Annotated in this window: 13 protein-coding genes; 3 read left to right on the plus strand and 10 right to left on the minus strand. The window is 53.2% G+C overall.

What is annotated here, in order from left to right:
- Positions 1 to 58: 58 nt before the first annotated feature.
- The 3 genes from WG68_RS17210 (at position 59) to WG68_RS17220 (ending at position 3,529) form a co-directional block, all read left to right on the plus strand.
- Positions 59 to 1,192, plus strand: coding sequence for an alpha/beta hydrolase (locus WG68_RS17210; RefSeq protein ID WP_046558965.1), 1,134 nt, complete (start codon positions 59 to 61; stop codon positions 1,190 to 1,192).
- Positions 1,193 to 1,356: 164 nt separating this feature from the next.
- Positions 1,357 to 2,427, plus strand: coding sequence for a c-type cytochrome (locus tag WG68_RS17215; RefSeq protein ID WP_046558966.1), 1,071 nt, complete (start codon positions 1,357 to 1,359; stop codon positions 2,425 to 2,427).
- The gene (locus tag WG68_RS17220; RefSeq protein ID WP_235357772.1) at positions 2,360 to 3,529 is read left to right on the plus strand and encodes a serine hydrolase domain-containing protein; all 1,170 of its coding nucleotides are present in this window, start codon (positions 2,360 to 2,362) and stop codon (positions 3,527 to 3,529) included. Before WG68_RS17215 ends, WG68_RS17220 begins: the two co-directional genes overlap by 68 nt.
- Before the next feature lie 106 nt (positions 3,530 to 3,635).
- Here WG68_RS17220 and WG68_RS17225 read toward each other — a convergent pair whose 3' ends face one another.
- The 10 genes from WG68_RS17225 to WG68_RS17270 all read right to left on the minus strand — a co-directional run bounded on the left by WG68_RS17225 (position 3,636) and on the right by WG68_RS17270 (position 19,689).
- Positions 3,636 to 4,463 carry a MipA/OmpV family protein gene (locus tag WG68_RS17225; RefSeq protein ID WP_046558968.1) on the minus strand — a complete coding sequence of 276 codons (828 nt, stop codon included), beginning with the start codon at positions 4,461 to 4,463 and terminating at the stop codon, positions 3,636 to 3,638.
- A gap of 281 nt (positions 4,464 to 4,744) precedes the next feature.
- Positions 4,745 to 6,031, minus strand: a complete 1,287-nt coding sequence (locus tag WG68_RS19465; protein ID WP_083981959.1) for an eCIS core domain-containing protein — start codon at positions 6,029 to 6,031, stop codon at positions 4,745 to 4,747.
- Between the two features lie 75 nt (positions 6,032 to 6,106).
- Entirely contained in the window at positions 6,107 to 7,849 is a 1,743-nt protein-coding gene (locus tag WG68_RS17235) for a hypothetical protein (RefSeq protein WP_046558969.1), read from the minus strand.
- Positions 7,846 to 9,216, minus strand: coding sequence for an ATP-binding protein (locus tag WG68_RS17240; RefSeq protein WP_046558970.1), 1,371 nt, complete (start codon positions 9,214 to 9,216; stop codon positions 7,846 to 7,848). Before WG68_RS17240 ends, WG68_RS17235 begins: the two co-directional genes overlap by 4 nt.
- Positions 9,197 to 12,025, minus strand: coding sequence for a contractile injection system tape measure protein (locus WG68_RS17245; protein WP_046558971.1), 2,829 nt, complete (start codon positions 12,023 to 12,025; stop codon positions 9,197 to 9,199). Before WG68_RS17245 ends, WG68_RS17240 begins: the two co-directional genes overlap by 20 nt.
- Entirely contained in the window at positions 12,009 to 14,423 is a 2,415-nt protein-coding gene (locus tag WG68_RS17250) for a hypothetical protein (protein ID WP_046558972.1), read from the minus strand. Before WG68_RS17250 ends, WG68_RS17245 begins: the two co-directional genes overlap by 17 nt.
- Positions 14,416 to 15,231: a hypothetical protein gene (locus WG68_RS17255; RefSeq protein WP_046558973.1), complete on the minus strand. Its 816-nt coding sequence runs from the start codon at positions 15,229 to 15,231 to the stop codon at positions 14,416 to 14,418. The genes WG68_RS17250 and WG68_RS17255 overlap by 8 nt, the downstream gene beginning before the upstream one ends.
- Positions 15,224 to 18,967 carry a hypothetical protein gene (locus WG68_RS17260; protein ID WP_046558974.1) on the minus strand — a complete coding sequence of 1,248 codons (3,744 nt, stop codon included), beginning with the start codon at positions 18,965 to 18,967 and terminating at the stop codon, positions 15,224 to 15,226. Before WG68_RS17260 ends, WG68_RS17255 begins: the two co-directional genes overlap by 8 nt.
- Positions 18,964 to 19,389, minus strand: a complete 426-nt coding sequence (locus WG68_RS17265; protein WP_046558975.1) for a GPW/gp25 family protein — start codon at positions 19,387 to 19,389, stop codon at positions 18,964 to 18,966. Before WG68_RS17265 ends, WG68_RS17260 begins: the two co-directional genes overlap by 4 nt.
- Positions 19,390 to 19,689, minus strand: a complete 300-nt coding sequence (locus WG68_RS17270; RefSeq protein ID WP_046558976.1) for a PAAR domain-containing protein — start codon at positions 19,687 to 19,689, stop codon at positions 19,390 to 19,392.
- Between the last annotated feature and the right edge of the window lie 2 nt (positions 19,690 to 19,691).

Genomic DNA, 19,691 nt, shown 5'->3' on the forward strand with positions numbered 1-19,691 from the left:
TGGATGGTGTGGTTGCTGCAACGCTTACCGAGTAGCATTATAAAATTAAGGAAGAACAATGAAGAAAATAGTTTATGGAATACTGCTGCTTATAATGGGATGCCACTGGAGTAGCTGGGCTGCAGCGCGTCTCCCTGTATTACAAGAATTGGTGATTGATAGTGTTGTGCTTGGCGAAAAGCGTAACCTGGTGATTTACTTGCCGGCAGGTTATCAAAATAGTCAGGAGCGTTATCCGGTGTTATACCTGACCGATGGCGACATTCAGGCCCCACATACGGCGGGTACGGTAGATTATTTAGCAAAATTTGAGCAGATGCCGCCAATGATTGTGGTAGGTATTGTTAACCCGCCTGAAACACGCGCCAGAGACCTGACTGTAACCTCTTCAGAGAAGCAAAACCCTAATCAACTGGAAAATGCAGACAAATTTTTATCCTTTGTTGAGAACGAAGTTATCCCATTTGTTAAACAACAGTACCGTACACTGGACTATCAAGTGCTGTCTGGCACGTCGCATGGTGGTCAGTTTGCTATCAATGCATTGGTAAAACGACCAGGCTTGTTTAACGGTGTAATAGCGATCAGCCCATCCTTATGGTGGAATGATAAGCAAGTGCTTGGATTAGCTGAGGTGGGTATGAAAAGCGATCAGCTGCAAGGGCGTTTATATATTTCTATTGCCAATGAAGAGGCGGCAATGACAGAACCATTCCAGCAATTTGTCGAACTGACGGAACGCTATGCCAGCGAAAAACTTGTAGTTGCGAGCCAGATTTTTAGCAATGAAACTCACAATACAACCGTGTTGCAAGGGCAATATGCCGGCTTAAAGTATTTGTTTTCCGAATGGCCTATTCCAGAAGGTGAGCCTAAAACTTTGGCTGATTTGCAGGCAAAATTTGCCAGTCGCTCGAAACTTCTCAAAACAGACATCATGATCCCAGAAGATAAAGCCAGCGGTTACGCTGGGTGGTTGCAATATTTAAACAGGCAAGATGATGCTTTGGCATTGCTGAAGTGGAATCGGGAAAATTATCCTCAATCTTTGAATGCTCATACAGCCTTAATCAAAGCTTACTTACATTTCAAAATGGCACAAGATGCCAAAGCAGCACTTAAAGATGCATTGAAATCGATAAATGAGCTTAGCACTGAACAAAAAGCACAGCTTGAAGCTTTGTTTACTTAGCATGTATTCGAGTTAAGATGCGCAAACAAACGCCAGTAAGGTACGGGGTCAAGTAAGGTACGGGGTCAGGTCTTGCAATTTGCCAGTGAAAAAAACAAGAAACAATCCCTGCCCCTGAAATCCCTTAAGCTACGGTTTTTAAAATTTTAAAAGGATTTTTTACTATGAATAGGGTTTTGTTGTTCATCGTTGCGCTCGCAGCCTTTGCATTCACCAAGCCATGCCTGGCTGATCTGTCTTTAACGTTAAATAACGACGACATGGCAAAAGCGGAATCCATGTATCAACGCTATTGCTCTTTGTGCCACGGAGTGCAGCGCGAAGGTTACAAAGCCGACCATGCGCCGTCTTTACGCTCACAGTCTTTGCTTAGCACCGCCTTCCCTCAAATGTTGTTCGATTCTATTGCATGGGGCAGAGTCAATTCTGCGATGGATGGATACATCGACGAAACCGGTGGCCCTTTAGCAGAATCAGACATTCTGTTACTTATCAGGTGGCTGGCGCAAAAAGAAAACAGTTCTGCTATTGATTTAAATCAGGATCCTATACCCGGTAACGCTTTGAGGGGTAAAAAGCTGTATTCGAAAAACTGTGCAAGTTGTCACGGTAACGAGGGGCAAGGTATTACAGGGACGGCTTTAGCAGATCAATTATTCTTAGCAAGCGCAACCGACAGCTATCTGAAATACGCTATCGTAAACGGCAGAGATGGCACTCCTATGCAAAGTTTCGCTGGAACGTTACAGGATGAAGATATAAACGACGTTGTTGCCTATATCAGAAGCCAGGCGTCGGGTTGGAGCCCGCAACCGCCTGAACTAGCGCAATGGCCGGATGCAAGTGAGTACGTGATGAACCCCAATGGTGAAGCGCCACAATTTAATTTAAGAGAAGGTAGGTATGTGCCCGCTCGCGAAGTTGAAAAGGCATTAAAAGATAACAAAAAATTTATCATTTTGGATACCCGGCCGGGTTCAGCGTGGCAACGTATTCATATTCCTGGCGCGGTACCGATGCCGTATTACCGGGACAAATCAAGAATTGCCGAAAACTTACCCAATGACGGAACCTGGATTATTGCCTACTGTGCCTGTCCTCATGCGGCATCAGATTCAGTCATCAATCACCTGCGCAGTTTAGGTTACCAAAATACGGCGGTAATTGATGAAGGTATTATTAAATGGATTGAGATGGGCTTACCCGTTGTTGCCGGTAAAAACAAAGTCAACTAAAGGTGTGGGCCAGTTCAAAATGACAAAATTTAGTGTGTTTACCATGCTTTGCGTATTATCCGCCTGCATCGTCTGCTCTCAGACTTCAGCTGCAGATAGCCATGCCGTAGTCGATGCTCAACTGCGCACTAATCAACAAAAGCATGGCATTCCCGGCCAAGCCGTGCTTGTGCTGCACAACAACGATATTTTATACCGCAATGCCAGCGGCACCACTGCGCTCGGAGACGGTGTACCTGTAACGCCTAACACAGTTTTCCCTGTTTACTCGGTAAGCAAGCTTTTCGCCATCACCCTTGCAATGCAATTACACGAGGAAGGAAAGCTCGACATTGCTGCGCCTGCCTCACGCTATGTCGAGAATCTGCCACATTCCTGGCGTAATATCCGTATCGATCAGTTTTTAAACCACGTTTCGGGCATTCCAGAATATTTTGATAGCAATAATTTTTCGCGCCCGTTTCCGCCCAGCCTGGCAGCCGTTTTTGCGAACTTAAAAGATCTGCCGCTGCTATCAGCACCGGGCGAGCGAACTCGCTACACCAATACTAACAACCTGGTGATCGCAGCTGTCCTTGAGTCCGTCACACAGACGTCGTATCGGACACTGCTGCGCCAGCGCATCATCGAACCGCTTGAGCTTAACGAAACATGGCTGGACCTGGCCGACGTACCCAAAGACCGCCTTGTTGAAAGTTATCGTGCGAAGGGGGGCCAGATTGTGCCTGATCTGTCGATTGCGTGGCCGGATTACAGTGCCGCGCACGTGGGTGCCTTCATGACACTGGATGACGCGGGCAAATTTATGTCCGCAGTCGCGCAAGGACACCTTGTGTCAAAATCAGAACTGCTGCGTCTTTGGCAACCCTATCAGTTCGCTAACGGCACTGTAGGTTTTTTTGCAGCCGGTTGGGACTATGGTGAGTCAAGTCGCTGGCGAGAGGTTGGCCACGATGGTGGCACCAAGGTGCGGGTGCGCATTCTGTTCGATGACAATCTCGATAATCATTATGTGATCGTCTATTTAACCAACGGCAATAACGATGGAGTGTGGTCGAGCACACTTGTCAACTCGGTCCAGAACCTGATATTACCGAAATAGCTGAAGTTTTGCGGGGTCAGGTGCGGGGTCAAATCTTGCACTTTGCTAGTGAAAAAGGTGAGAAACAATCCCTGCCCTGAGGCCCCTTAAAACGTTGTTGCCTACTCTAGAATATATAGATAAACCCGACGCCTACTTCGGCCTCATAATTGCTGCGGGCGATTGGGCTGGCGCGCACGTCACTGCTAAAGTACTCATAAAGTGCTTCGCCGTAGATCTGCCAGTTCCGGTTGAGGTTGTGACGGTAATTGTAATCTATACCAACTGAGCGCAGCCCACTGCTTAATCTGGTTTCATTCAACCCCGATGCCGCGGCTTGCTGCGCGTTGATGCCAAAATCTTTATTGGCGTATTCGCTATCGTGAAATACCGCAACAAGGTTAATCTCGGAGCCGGAACCGTCAACTTGGTTACCGAAGCGGCGGCCTACGCCAAATAGGCCAAGGTTACCATTTTTGCCAGTCACCACCCGACCAACCAGCCAGTAACGCCAGTCGGCGCTGAACGCACGACGTGCTTGCAATACGAGTTCAAAGCCCTCATCGCCGTCACCCAGTCCATCCAGATAGCCCTTGTCAGAATCACCTTCTTCCCGGCCTTCTTCAAAGCCGACCAACGCTTCAAGTAGCCAGACATCAGCACGCAGGCCACGCCAGCCTAGTGCTTCACCGGCCCAATAGAAAATGTTATTGCCACTACGCCACTGCACGGCGCCGGCTGGTTGCAGCTCAAACCCAAATTCGTCCGAGCCTTCGTAGGCAGTTTCATATTCAATACCAAGCCCTAGGCCAAAGCCCCAGCCGTCCTGGCCCCGGGTGAAGTCGTCAAGTGAAGGTAACGGCACCAGAGCCGTCTTTTCCTCTTGCGCTATGGCTGTTTGCAATAAAAAGCCCTGTAGCAACACAACCAGCATTAAACTTGTGAATTTTTTCATGGCAAATCTTTCCTGTGCGCGCGGGCAATGAACGCCCGGGAGTGGCGTTATTTTTTCAACTATACGACAAACTCGAAAAATAAGATCTCAGCTTGGCGTTTTATTTAAATATGCAATTGGCTCTTTGCTTGCGACGTCTTGCCAAGAATATTAGGGTCATCACAAAATTAATCTGAATGTCCTTTTCTCGCTCATAACTGATTGTCAGGTTACATTGGAACCTCTCAGCTAAGCTGTTGGATCTGATATAAGCCACTGAAATTTAAGTCCGAAAAATTAACTCAGTACTTTGTTCGCGATGTCTTTTTCTTTCTACTCTGCGAAGCTGTTTTCTCCATTATTTTATTGACCACTTTCTGGGCAGTTGCTGATGAAGTTGGTCTGAAATGCCCTGAAGAGGCCGTCACAACAACATCGCTCTTTTCTGATGAACCATATCGTAATGTCCCTGCACATTTTACGTCTGGATCACCACCTACAAGTGTCGGATGCGGTAGCTTTTGGCCATCACTTCTAATTGCGACATGCAATTCATCGCTATTTGATAAAACATACATGTGCTCATCTTCTTCTCTGTTATCTAGGTAGGATGTGAGCTGTTTTTCAGAAGTAACTTTCTGCTGACTCAATACTGCATAGTCCATCATTGCTGCAGCTCTACTGGCATTTACCGCGCCGTCAACGGCGATATTGGACGAGGAACTAATTGCTGCTCCGAGCCTCCCCTGAATATCTGCTATCGTGTGATTTTCAAATAACTTATTAACTTTGTCATGCCTTAGATCTCCTCTAACGTGATCATCTGGCACTACTAAACGTTGTATTGTATCAACCTGGCTCAACGGCGACGCTCTACCACCAATTTCATTTTTCCTGGCAACAACAGCTTGTGCCTTAGCCCCCATCACATCGGCTTCATGCTCCAAACCCGGGTCGTCGTTTATCGCTTCGCCTTTTAGCTGAGTCGTCGCCCTTACTCTTCCCTGCTTTTGCTGCACCACGTGCCAGGCTTCGTGTGGTAAGTGTTGCTCCTGTCCCGGGGCTAGGTGAATATCGGTGCCCTGCGCATAGGCATGGGCTTGCATTTGCGCCGGCTTGGCCGAGTTATAATGCACTTTGACATCGTCCATCGCATAGCCGGATAAATTCTCGATGCCGGTTTTTAGTTGTTCCGGCATGCCAGTGTTATTGCTGCTGGTATCTGCCTGACGCTGACTAACAGCATCAGGCTCAAACTTTCCCTGCAATGGCTCCTCTTCGTCCAGCTGCAGTTGTTTGGCTGCATCAAACTTGCCTTGCAGCGGCTCCTCCTCTTCCAGCACTGCCTGCTGCAATACAGCAAACTTGCCCTGTAGCGGCTCTGCTTCATCCAGGCTTAATTGCTGGCTAACCAGGCCTTGCAGCTGCTTGCGTTGCAGCAACTGCTGCGGGCTTTGCTGAATCGCCGCTATCTGTTGTGATTGCTGTTGCAATAGCTGGCTGTGTTGCAGCGCAGTACTGGCCACACTGGCCTGCACTGGTGGCTGCTGGGCTGGGTTTTCTTTGGTACGACCCTGGGCAAATTTCATCTTAAGTATCCTTTTGCTGTGCCAATACTGCAGCGGCGGTTATTTGTCTTACAGTGTAGACGGTCTTGTTCATGCCTACGGATAATGTTCACGCCTTTGCTGTAAGCGGCGGTATAAAATAAACCCCAGCAGCAGCAAGGCCAGCGCAACAATTAAAATAATGGATTGAAACTGATGCCAGTAAGGATCGCAGGATAAAATCAGCAGTAAGCCGATAGCAAATACGCCCGGTACGCCGTACAACATAACCGGATGCTCCAGCCAGCGCTGCAGCGGGTGATAAAACAGGGTTGCCAGCAGGTACACCGCCAGCACTGACAGCAGCAACATTGCCAGCACTAAGCGCCAGAACCAGCGCTTTGGGCACACTCTGTCGCACAGTTGCAGCAACACCTGCTGATAACCATAACTTGGCACGCTAAACGCCTGGTACACAATGTCGTACTGCGCCTGGCTCAGCGGTAGGGTCCAAAAAGCGGCGCCACTGAAATTCCAGTTGGCATAGGTTAAATCATTACGCAAATCCTGCTCAGTCAGTTGGCCACTTTGCTGCAATTGCGCCATTTCAAACAAGGGCAGAATTTTTTCCAGTAACAAAGTGGCATCATCGGCGTTGGCCATCGAATCAATAGCCGTTTTTAACAACTTCATTTCCCGCCGGAATTGATATACGTCCGGCTTAGCCGCCGAAGAGTGCCCCACTGAGTCTGCTATGCTGTGATCAAACCGCACCAGCAACAGGTTTACCAGCGGCGCCAGCTCGGCCAGTTTTTCAGGTGAGTAAGGGGTATCAGCCGCACCGGGGCCCACCGCAACCTTGTTAAGTAAGGCCATTACTTCCTTTGGCAAGGCGGCATTTAATACCGCCTTAGCGGGTATTTTTAAATTAATATAATAGGTATCAGTCGCGGAGGCCTCTGCCGGCAAATTCAGATCTGCACGTAGATCGCTTAAAAACGTCTCAAAATTCAGCTGCTCAGCGACGGTCAGGCTGCTTAAATCCAGGTTAAAGGTGACACCATCGGCCAGGGTGCGACGGGAACTTAAGCCAAGGCTCAGCCAGGGCTGTAAATTATTCAGCGCAAAGCCAGCCATCGGTGTCGTCAGCTCTGCCACCAGTTGCTCGCGCAAGCGCTGTAAATCCGCCGGATGATAGCTAATGCGGTCAAATGCCGTAACCACAATATCCAGATAAGTATTATGAGACTGTGCCGTGTTAATAAAGTCGTTAAACTGCTGGTTATTACGCCAGTTTGGCGGGCTTTGCAGCTGATTATGCTCCCCCAGCGTAAACGAATATAAGCCAATGCGATTAAAGGCATTAAAGGCAATTTCACTGTCACCGCTTTGCCAGTAAGGTACCAAACCATAGCTGAAATTGGTAAAACGCTCCTGTCTGACGATTTCCGGTGCGCAACCGCAGCGCGGCGTAGCTTGCCAGCTCAGCGGTGTCGGAACATGCTGCCGCCAGTGACCCGCTTTAAAACTGCTGTTGTACACTAGCTGGCGCCATCTGCTCTGTTGCTCGCGAGTGAATGGCGTTGCCGTTTTATCATCTGTGGTCGCAAAACCTATAGTGTCCAGTGCCACTGCCAGCAGCTGCTCACTGTGAAATAGCTGATCCTGCAACAGCTTCAGTTGCTGCAGTGGCGTTTCAGGCAGCTGCTGCGCCAGACTGGTTAAGTCCTGCCCGGTCAGCTGGTGGTAGCCGATAATGCTGACATCTGCAGCATCAGTATGACTGCTGGCAACAGTTTCAGGCAGTAAGGTAAGCCCACACCAAAACAATGCAACGACATAACAGCGCAGCCGTCTCATACCATCATTCCTTCTTTGCGCCGCTCACGGCTGATGCCCTGTAATAAGTCTGCCTGCGCCAGCGCTTTGTCACCGCGCAATAAGGCAGCGATAGCGGCGTAACGTACTACATTGGTTATCGCCCCGCCCGACAACTCAAACTCATGCGCCAGATAGGTTAAATCGACATCGGCAGCCAGCATGACAGCGTCGCCAAGGATATGCCGCCACAACCGCAGCCGCTCAGATACGTCCGGCAACGGAAAATACACCATGGTTTGAAAACGGCGGGCAAAAGCTTCATCGATATTAGCTTTCAGGTTGGTGGCCAGCAGCACCACGCCGGGAAAATCTTCAATCCGTTGCAGTAGGTAAGACACCTGCTGATTGGCGTATCTGTCGTTACTGCCGCTAGTCTGGCTGCGCTTACCAAACAGGGCATCGGCCTCGTCAAAGAATAAAACCCAGTGCCGGGCCTGCGCCTGTTCAAACACTGCAGCCAGATTCTTTTCTGTTTCACCAATATATTTCGATACCAGCGCCGATAAATCGATGCGATAGACATCCATACCGGTTTGCTGGCCAATTAAGGTCGCCGTCAGGGTTTTACCTGTACCCGGCGGGCCATAGAACAGGGCGCGATAACCCGGTTTAATACTGCGCCCCAGTTGCCACTGCTGCATTACCGTATGCTGGTGCTGGATCCAGCCGGTGATATGGGCAATATCGGCCATCACGGCCGCTGGTAGCACCAGATCCGGCCAGCCCAATGCGCTGGTTAACAACTTGGCCGGAAAATAACTGTTGTAGTCCGGCTTTTGCCGGGTGCCGGTTACAAACAACTGCAGATACTCCGCGCTAAGGCTGAGTCTGGCGCTTAGAAACGGCTCATCGCCGGTTTCGTGCAGCAACTGCAGAATATTGTCACGCTGCAGCCGTTGTTCAGCCTGGAGCAACTGCATCACCTGCAACCGCTGCGCCAGATCATTGCCCGCCAGCAGAAACGCGGCAGTCTCAGCACTGGGTAAAAACCCGCGGTGTTGTTTGCTGCTGCAACCGCCAAATTCGGTAAAGCTGCGGCCAAGGTTATCATTGCGGACAAAAAAGCTGTCCAGCAACTGCGGCTGTAAATGCGGCGCCAGCGCCAGCAGCAGCATAAGCCGCTCTGACACGCTGAACTGTTGCTGCAACACAAAAGTGGCATAACTGCCCTGCCCGGCCATTAACTCTGGCGGCGGCGCCTGCTGCAGCAAGTTTAGCGGCTGCTGCTGAAAATAACTGTGCAGTCGCAGTTCAATGCATTGTGCCAGCCAGTGCAGATCCTGTTGCAGGCAAGCGGCATTATCATCAATGGCTACCGGGCTTAATTTAACCGCGCCAGTGGACATAAAGTTCTCCCTGCATCCATGGATAACAAATTAATGAAAACGACCAGGGCAGCCCCTCAAGCAGCATATCGTAGGGGCCGCTATCTAATTGCAACTGCCAACCACTGCCGTTACCAAGGCGCACCAGGCTGCCCCCCCGTTGTAAAAAGCATTGCCGTAAAGTTTCGACTGAGCTGTTAGCCAATTTAGGCCACTGCGCCAGAATACCGGCCAGCAGGCTATCAGCCAGCTCCAGCTGGGTGTCACTAAGCCTGATATCAATATCAACCGGGCCAGGCGGTTGGCGTCCGGTGAGCAACATGCCCAGCCGCCACTGCTGCCAGTAGTCAGCCCGGATCAGCTCTGCCGTTTCGCCAGTGGCCATATAATGCAACAGCGCGCAGGCCTGCCAGGCATGCTGTTCGCTATTAAACCGCTGCGCTGCAACCCAGCCCAGCCGCTGCCATAACAGCGGCAGATAAGGTGCCGCCAGCACCAGACCAGCATTACTGACCAGTTGCATCGACTCTGCCGGTTGCCTCTGTGCTGCAAGATCACCATCCCGCCGCGCTGGTTGCCGCTTAGCGGTTTGCGCCACCTGGCTGTGCGGTGTTTGATACTGCGCCGTTTTGGCGTCAGCTAATCTGGCTGGCGTTGCCTTACCCTGCTGAACCTTGGCGGGCTCTGTGCCTGGTGGCTGCGGCAGAGGCGCTGTGCTGACTGGCGGGTAGAGGCCGCAGCCATTTGCGGTACTGCCAGGCTGATGCGGTAACCGTTCAGGGGCCAGATATTGCAGCAAACGCTGCAACTGGCCCAGCAACAAACTGCTGGCCCGGCCCGGTGTGGCCTGCTGCAGTTTACTTTGGACATTGCGATAAAATGCTGAGCTGCTGGCCGGAGCCAGCGCAGACATCAGTGTACTTAGTAAGGCGCTGCCAAGCAGAACTGCAGTGCTATCAGGCATGGTTTCCGGCTGGGGGGTTAACACGCTTGCAGCCGGCTGCCGATTGACAGCTGACTGCGCTGCTATTGCCATTGTACTGGCAGGCTGTTGTGTTGCAGGTGTAACCGGCAGCAGCGATGACGGCACAAACTGCGCCACAACATGCTGACACAACAGCTGGGCCCGCGCTTGTATCGTCGCCGGTAACGCCTGCACTACCAGCTGAACCAGCTGCTGCCACAGTGGCCCGGCGGCCACGGTATTGCCAACAGCTGCGGCTGCAGCCAGCCTGGCTGGCACTGGCGTTGTCGCCCAGGGGGCCGTTACTGCCAGCTGCCACTGCAGTTGCTGCCACAGCCGGGCGCTCTGGCTGTCAGCAGCATTGGCGATATTACCGCTGTAGTACTGCAGCTGCCCTGCCAGCTGTTGCAACGTATGCCGGCCGGCTACGGCGCCTTGCTGCGCCTGCAGCCACAGCTGCAGCTGCACCAGTAATAAGCTCAACGTCAGTGGCTGGGGTTGCAAAGCACATTGCAATAACGGCTGCCATCTGGCTTGCTGCTGCAATGGCAACGGTAAATTTATTGCCGTCAACGCCCAATGTAGCAGGCGGATATAAGGTGTAAGAGCGGCGACACTGGCCGGTTGCAGCTGCTGAAATAACCGTTGCAACAACTCTGGCTGCGCATACTGCACCAGCGATGGCAACAGGCTGAGTTGCTGCATTTGCTGGCGTAATTGATCCAACCACAAGCTGCTGTTTTGTTGTAATAGTTGCAACAGCAAACCATTAAACTGCCGCTGCTGCGCCAGCGTCAGCCTGGCCTGACGTAGTAAATATTGCCACCGCTGCCAACGCTCGGCAGGGTTAAGCTGAGCCAGCTTGTGTGGCAAGGCGGCCTGCGGCCGGTGATAGCGCTTTACTGCCGGTAACACTGCGGTACTGAGTGCCCGCCGCTGGCTGCCATAGGCCAGACCAGCTGCTACAGCTGTATTTACTTCGCCCGGCTGCGGCAGAGTCAATAGCGGTTGCAGTAACTGGGTTAATTGCAGCAATAACGGGCTGTGGGTGGCAAAGTAGCGCTGACTGTGCTCTAAGGTCAGCAGCATGTGCTGTACTAACGCCTGCAATGACACATTGTCATGTGCCGCCATCCGCTGCAGCAAATAATGCAGATAGCTTTGCCGGTTAAACCGGCTGCCGCGCTCAACCAGTAAGTAACTCAGGCTAAGCTGCCATAGATGACGCTGCCGCTGGCGCAGCGCTGGCGGCGGCAGCTGGGCCTGTTGCCGCACCGCATGGCTTAACCGGGCAGGCGTAACAGCAAACAGTTGTGGTTGCGCTAGCAGCTGCAGTACAAAACGCTGCTCAGTCGGCACCAGCAATTGCACCAGCTCCGCCAACATATCAGTGTTTAAACCAAATGCCAGCACAGTACAAATATCACCACTGGCCGCTAGCTGGCGCAATAGCGCTACCAGTTCACTGGCAAACCGCCGGTACAGTGGCCAGTGCAGCGTTAACGCCGCACTGTCGGCGCTTTTCAGGGCGCTGATTAAGTTATTACGCTCAGTCGACGTTAACTGCTGTTGTTGCCGGGTTGCCGCAGTGGTTGCCTGGGGCAGTAACAACCATAGCTGGGTGCGCAGCGCCTGGCGAAAACTGTGTTGCAACAGATAACGGTCGCCAGGCAGACACATCGGCGGCAATTGCAGGCAAATCTCGTCGAGCTTGACCTCGGCAGCAACGTCAAACTCGTCCAGCACCTGCTGTGCCACCGGCAACAGTTCATGCTGCCACAGCTGTTCGGCACTGTCGTTAAACCATTGTGCGGTAGCCATAGTATGGCAGCTGAAATTCAGCTCAATTTCAGTCAGCTGGTGCATCGGCTCTCTCCACTGCCGCTTCGTTGCTCAGCGCATACAGATACTGCGCCAGTGCAACCGTTTCCGGCCCGGCGCTGTCACGCCCGGCTTTAACAGCGCTGCGCCAGTATTTAAACAGGCGCTCAAACCGATGCATGCGCTCAAAGCTGATAAACAGCACCTGACAGCTTAAATGCGCCGGGCAATTCAGTTGCAGGCTTTCAGTAACCAGCCGCTGAAAACCACTGTCGGCAAAGCGCGCCGTCCAGTTCGGACACAGCACCGTAATGCGGCCATCGTAGAATTCAGCCGGCAACCTGGCTTTGGCTTTCGCCGGCAGTAACAGCACATGTTCAATAAGATGCAGGCCTTCTGAGGTATGGCTGATATGGCACAAAAACCGGCTTAAACAATTGGCCAGAATAAGCGCACGGCGATAATGCCGATAACTGCCGCACAGCCACCATTCGTCCCGCTGGCTGTTGGGTACTTTTAGTAGCAGCTGATAGCGTTGTTGCTGCAAGGTGATCCGGTAATTACTCAGCGTCACCCCGCTTTGCACCACTTGCTGCGGCAACGTATCGCCTTCCAGACAGATGGCAGTGGCCAACCGCCGGCGCAGCGCGGGGCTGTCAGGTGCAAAGGGCAACCGCAGTGCCGCTACCGGCTGTAGCAAATCATCAGCGCGGGTTTCATCCAGATACAGGCTTTGCAGCTGCCGCTCGCTGCTCAGGCGTAACTTATACTGTAATACCGCAGTGGTCAGCGACTGCGCCGTCTGGCCCAGATCCAGCAACAGCGCCTGCTTTTGCACAAAGCCGCCAACAGCATCACGCCACAGCGGCGCATAATGATCCGGCGCCGCCACCCGATCCCGCGTCATTGTGACTATCTGTTGCAAATACCGGACTTTTTGTGCCAGCCGCCGCGCCGCGCCGCTGTAGGCATTATGATAATAATCAAAATGTTGCAGGCTGTGCTGGTACAGACTCTCACCATACAGCGCCAGTAAGTAATCCAGCAGCCGGTGTTTACGCGCCAGCACATTGTCAAATTGCTGATACAGCTGGCCGAGCTTTTCAGCCATATCAGCCGGATACAACTTGCTGATGCCCGAGATCTGTTGCTCGTTCAGCACTTGCCAGTAATAGCTTTGCTCAGTGTTAGATGGCGAGAACAGCGCCGGCACCTGCTGCAACTGGGCGAGAAAATTGGCCAGCAGTTGTTCAAACAGCAGCAGATACCCCTTCAGCTGCCACTGTGCTGGCTGCAACTGGCCGCGGCTTTGCGCCAGGCCATAGTTCACCGGCAAAAATGCCTGCAGTGAATGATACTGGGCCAAGGGCCGCAAGCGCCCCTGTGGCAATGCACACACCCCATCCAAATCCACCTGCCAGCGGCTTTGCTGGCGAAACAACTTTTGCCGGTAACGCTGCAACACGGCGGCTAAATCAACACTGACGGCTTTATTGCCAACATACAGCTGCACGTTAAGTTGAGCTGCGTTGGCAGGCAATTGCAGGGCGTACAGCGCCAGGCCATGCTGCAACGGCAGGCTGTCATAATAGTGTTCGCCATTGCAGCAAAGCGAGAACTGTGTCAGTTGCACCACGCCATCGATACTTTGCAGTGGTTGAATAAAATCATGTAATTGCACGCTGGTGGCCGGCTCGCTATGTCGCAACATACCCGCAGGTGTCAGTGGCCCGTCAAATAACTGCGAATAACTCAGCCCCTGCGCCAGCAAATCGGCATAACTTTGGCGCTCAGTGCTTTGTTGCAGCAACTGCTGACAGCAGTAATAAAATTCAGCTAACAGTTCAACCGGATCAGCTGCTGCACGGATCTCAAGCTCAGCGGTCGGCTGGCAAGCCAGCGGCGTCAACAGAGTAATATCGCCAAGCTGCTCGCCCAGATTGCGCTGAGTACTGAAGCAGCGGCGAATATCGATGTCCAGTTGCTGCACATCAGGTCCTGTCGTCGTGCCGGTGTCAGCCGCCACGGCCAGCACCCGGTACAACCCGGTCATGTTGTCAGCTAACAGGTAGATATCAGTCAGCTGCGGTAACTGATCCAGCAAATAACGCCGGTAATCAGCAGCAGTCACCGGCCGGCTACTTAAAATGTGCTGCGGTGCCACCAGCCCCAGGGCTGCATAGTCTATCTGGCCATCGGCACTGCTTAGCAGGTCGCTGATGGCAAAGTCGCAGCGGTATTGCAGCTCTGTCAGGCTAAAACACAACTGCTCCAGCAGGGTGATCCCCGGATCGTGCAGGTTATAATCGGTCCAGCGTTTACCGGCCAGACGCACAATATCAGCCAGCCCCTGCTGTTTCAGCCGGTTAAAGCTGTCCGGGTCATTGGTTTGCCGTCTGGCTATGCTGGGGCCGGCTTGCAGCGGCGCATCACGTTCAGCCATTGTCGCCCCCCTCATTGCCTGCAGCGCCCGTCAGATCCGGCGCTTGCCAGCACTGGCTCATCAGCTCGTCAAACCACAACCGGATCAGGTAATAACTGATCCGGATATCCGGCCCTAAATCACTGCGCGAGCGTAATTGCAGGCAGTAACTATCGTCCGCTAATGCCTGCCAGCGCAGTTCAAGTTTATTGCTGCGCGCCAAATAATAAGCCTGCTGCACCCGGATACGCTTTTTACGATTCAGAAAATTAAACCACCACCCTGTCGGATTAAAGGTATTGATAGCACTGGCTCTGAGCAGTGCGTACTTGCCACTGCCTTTGTTGCCGGTACCCGCCATCACGTCAAACGCGTGACAGCCGTGCAACGGGCCGCTGATATCATGCCACTGGCCATCAGCGGGGATCTGCGCTTTGCCGGTTGGCTGGTAGCCACGCTGGCCCTGAACGCTGACGACCCCGGCGACATCCAGCGTGCTGCCTGGCGTACTGGTAGCAATACCGACTCGTTGCTGTGGCGTTACCGTCAGTACAGGCGCTCCGTTTAGCGGCTTAAATTGTAACGCATTGCTTTTTTCATCAAACCGCAATTGCCACAGCGGTTGCTCGGTCAGGTTGTCGCGAAAAAAGCTTAGCAGTTCAGTGTGTTTGCCCAGCACAGTAATTTCAAAACCATTGCTGGCCGATTTATCAAAGCCATCTTCCAGCGTGTTCAGCGACGAGTCGATAAGATCGGCAAATTCACGAGCCGTAGGCATCGCGCCATCGCGGAAAAAGTTTTTCAGCGTATTGCGGTTACGTTTAGCCATCGCCTGCTTCCTGCGAAATAATAAATGTCTGGCCAATTTCCAGCTCGCTGATGCCGGTCGGCTCTGCTGCAATCGGCCGGCTTTGGCTGATCAGCTGCAGCGCATGCTGGCTGGCCGGCGTTATTAAATGCCAGGGTCGGGAGGGCCGCAGTACCGGCTGGTGTCCGCTGCTGAAGCAGGCGCTATCCAGCATACGGTACTGCCGGCTACCGTACTCGCTGATATGTAACAAGGAGAAATCCGTCACGTAATCAATATAAGACCGCTGCTGAATAAACGACTGCAGCAGCTGTGGCCGCAGCTCCCAGCCAAAACGGGCTAGCTGCCCGGCACTGACCCAGGGACAGAGATAGTCAGACAGCTCCTGCTGCAACAACTGCAGGCCATCACCGCCCTGGCGCATGCCGTTCAGCTTAACCGCGCAGCGCACCTGCAGCTGCTCAAATCCCGGATTGGCGACTTCTATCGTGGCAAAGGGTGATGCCAACTGTGTCACAAAGTGCTTAATTTGCCGCAGCAATTCACCACTGACTAATACCTGGCTGCAAGCCCGATGCTGACACGCGGTTACTTTCGCCAGCACCACCAGCAATAAACGGCCAGGGCTTAACTGCGTGTGCTGCAAGCTGGCATTGGCAAAACATTTCACTTTGGCCAACTGCGGAAAGGCCTGCAACACCAGACGCTCGTAATCATAAGGGGTGCAGGCGCGCTGCTTGTGGCTTAAACGCTCCGCGATCCGCTGTATCCGTGCACTTGCGCTCTCAGCCGACCTGACATCTTGCAGTGGTAGCAGATAATCGGGCGGCCCCATACCAGCCAGTTTGCTGTGGTATTGCCATTGCAGCGGCACGGCACCTGCCAGCTGCTGCGCACTAAGTTGCCGTTCAGGGTCAACGGCCTCGACTGCCACGGCATTGGTTTGAATGCGCCGCAGCCGACCATAGCGGCGGCTATGCGCCGGGCAACACAACCGCAACCAGGCCAGACCTGCCGGCATCAGCTGATGTTGCTGCTGCAGGCGGTGCGGTAGCTGCAGCAGCACGGCGCCGCTGCAGGTCAGACCGTAGCTACTGTCGGATAACAGCGCCTGCTGCGGCAAATCCTGCCATTGGTCATTGTGCAGATACTGCCAGTGCAGTGCATCTTCCGGCACGGTATCGCTACTGCCCTGTGCCGGCTCAAGCTCAAACAGCAAGCTAAGCTGACCACTGATGTCATCTCCCGCTAACCCCAAACATACATATGCCTGATGCGCAAAATACGGCAGTAAGCGCACAGCGCTGCGATCGCTAAGCGGATAGCTCTGGCGCTGACCAAACGGATATAGCTGCCGCAACCGGTCCAGGCTACCCACTGGCGGATCCTGCCGGGTATAAATATCTGCACTCGCCCGGTAATTTACACTAAACAACTGCAATTGCGGCGCATAGGGCGTTAATGGCAATGGCTGTGGTCTTTTGTGGCGGGCGTTATACAACAAGGCGCTACTAAGCGCTGTAGCATAATGGCTGTGGCCAAACGCCATTGCTGGCTGGCGCAACGTTAAGCGAAAAAAGCCCGCAGTAGCGCTATTCTGATAAGGCACATTTGCCTGCACACTGCTAAGCTGGAACGCCCGCACATCAGTAAATATCAGGCTCTGTTTGCCAGCCAGACGGTTACTGTCAGGCTGACTGGCAAACAGGCTACAGTCGGCGCTTTGCTGGCGCTGCTCAGTCAGCGTCTGCCACTGACCGGTGTCGAGCAAATCCAGCTGCGCTTTAAAACTGTAATTGCCAATACGCTGTTCCAGGCCGGCACCTGGCTCCGCATAGCCCGCATAATGGCTGACAAAACCATCAATATGTTCTGGCAGCTGGGTCCAATGCAGTTCTAACTCAAGCTGTTGCAGCTGTTTTTGCTGCCAGTCTGCGTGGTTAAACAACAGATAACTGCCGCGGCCCGGTACCGGGCCAAAAGGCCAGAATGGCTTGCTGCCATCAAGCGGCCCCTGCTGATTAGCCAGATTAAGCTGGCAGGCACCGCGCACACTGACCTCAATCCGGCAGTGTAATAAATCAAACTGACTACACAGCGTATAGCCACACAGCTTGGCCGTGGGATTCAGCAGTAACTGCAAACTGGCCACACCTTGCGCATTTGCCTGTACTGGCGCAAAACTGCTGCTCAGCTGACAGTTCAGTAGCAAGCCAAGCCGGTCGTTGCCCAGAGGTTGCAGGCTATACTCGGCCACGTCGCTGTAACCGTCGGCGCTAGACAGGCGCAGCAAAAACAAATTGCTGCAATAGCGGTAAAACACCGTCATTCTGTCATCCTGCAGCAACTGGGCGATACAGTTATAACTGTGACTGGCACCCTCCGCCAGGCACAGCAGTTTGGCCTTCTGCTGCAGCCGCATTTTATCCTCATCACTCAGCCACTGTTCAGGGCCAAACAGGTAGTAGCTGAATAACAGGCCAAACAGCCGGTAAAACTCAGTTAGCTGCTGGCATTGCAGTAACAATGGCTGCAAGTTGTTAAATTCGGTTGTCAGTTCGTCCGGCACAGCCAATGTCAGTGCCACACTAATGCTGCGTTCACCTTCACTGAGCGCCAGTGCTGCCGACTCAATAGCAAAGCCGGGTAAACGCGCCACGGTATCATCAGCAACAAACAGTGGCTGGGCGGTATTAAGTTCGGCGCTGTGGGCGCTGCTGTACATGCGGCTGACAAAACCCAGCTCGTGCTCCGGCGAGATACGCTTGCTGCTGAGCAAACTGACACTGCACAGCTGTTGCACCTGCACCCTGGCTAACCATTGCGGCTGAACGTTGCGAAACAGCACCGGCTTACCCGCGCTGTCTTTACCGGCACTGAATAGCGTATTGGCATTAAGTTGTATCGCTGTGGCCTGCCCCTGCAGCGGCAGACTAAGCCACAACCGCTGCCTGGCCGCTTGCTGCCAGCGCATTTTCAGACAATCATCGTAATAAAACGCCAAATGACGTGCCGTTAGCTGGTTTAATTGCTGCTGCTTGCTCTGATACAGCTTTAAAAACGCCAGCAGCAAAGCCAGCGCGGGCTCGGTCTGCCCCGACTGCCACAAGGGTGCCAAACGCTCCTCAGACTCCTGCTGTAAATAGCGGCCCAGTTCCATGGCAGCAGCGCAGCAGCGCGCCAGCGCATCAGCCACCGCAATCGCCGGGCTGTGGGCAGGCGCTGTCAGCGCAAATAGGCTGTGGCGCTGGTCAAACTGTGCAGCCGGCACTAATGGCAATTGCTGCAAAGCTGGCGCGAGGTGCAACTGCCAGCTGGTACTCAGCTTATCAGCCAGCAACAAAGCGGGCTCAGAGCCGGCTGCCAGCAGCTGCTGATACCAGTGATTAAACTGCAACAGCAACCTTTGCACAAACTGCAGCTGCTGGCGCTGGGATTGTTCTGCCAATGCCTGCCAGTCTTGTTGCAATCCTGACAAGTCCAGCGCCGCAATTTGGGCCAGCGTTACCAGCTCACTATGATGGAACAGTGGCTGCCAATTGTTGCCGGTAGCTGCCGCACTGTCTTCGCTGTTGTCGCTGATAAAACGGATCTGCCCGGCCAGAGCGGCAGTTAAACTCAACAACTGATTAATATTCAGCTCATCCACCTGAAAATAGCCGGCCTGCAGCGGCGCATAGCGCTGCTCTGTTTGCGCGGTGCCGTCAGTATAAAACTGCGCTGGCCAGCGCATGGCCTGATTATGATCAGCACTCACAGCGATACCTCTGAGCCTTCAAGCAGGTAAAACGGATACACCATATTGTGCCGGCTGTTACTGGCACGGATCTGATAACTCAGCCTTAGCAGCAAGATGCCGTCGTACAATTGTTGCAAGTCAGGCGTGACCTGCAACAAGCGGATGCGGGGTTCATAAAACAGTACTGCGTGCTCTATCGCGGCAATAATATTGGCCAGCACATGCTCATCCACTGCGCTGAACACATAGCGCTGCAAAGCACAGCCGTATTCTGGTTGCATTACCCGCTCACCCGGTTGGGTGGAAAATAAAATCCGCAGACTTTGCTCAATATCCAACTCGTCGGTTACCATCGCCACCTGGCAAGTAGACGGACTGAACGCCGGAGGGAAAGCCCAGCCGATACCAATAAAGGCGTTATCCGGATGCTCGCTGCTCATTCAGCCTCCTATCATGACCGTAGCGGCGCCCATTACCACAGTACCACCATGGGCACAATTATCACCAAGACGCGCGGCAGGTTTACCGCCAATCATTACCGTAGCCGACCCCTTGATAATACTGTCGGGCGGCCCGACACAAATACAGCTGTCGCCCAACACCGCGGCCGGCAGTTTTTCAATTAGTACTGTGGCAATGCCAGGCCCCAGTACCGGCCCCCCAACATGCGGGATCGGTGGTAAACCCGGGGTCTGCATCGGGCATTGATGCATATCGGTTAAGCGTGCAGCAGGTGGCATAG

The sequence above is a fragment of the Arsukibacterium ikkense genome, assembly GCF_000987775.1.
GTDB classification, from domain to species: Bacteria; Pseudomonadota; Gammaproteobacteria; order Enterobacterales; family Alteromonadaceae; genus Alishewanella; species Alishewanella ikkense.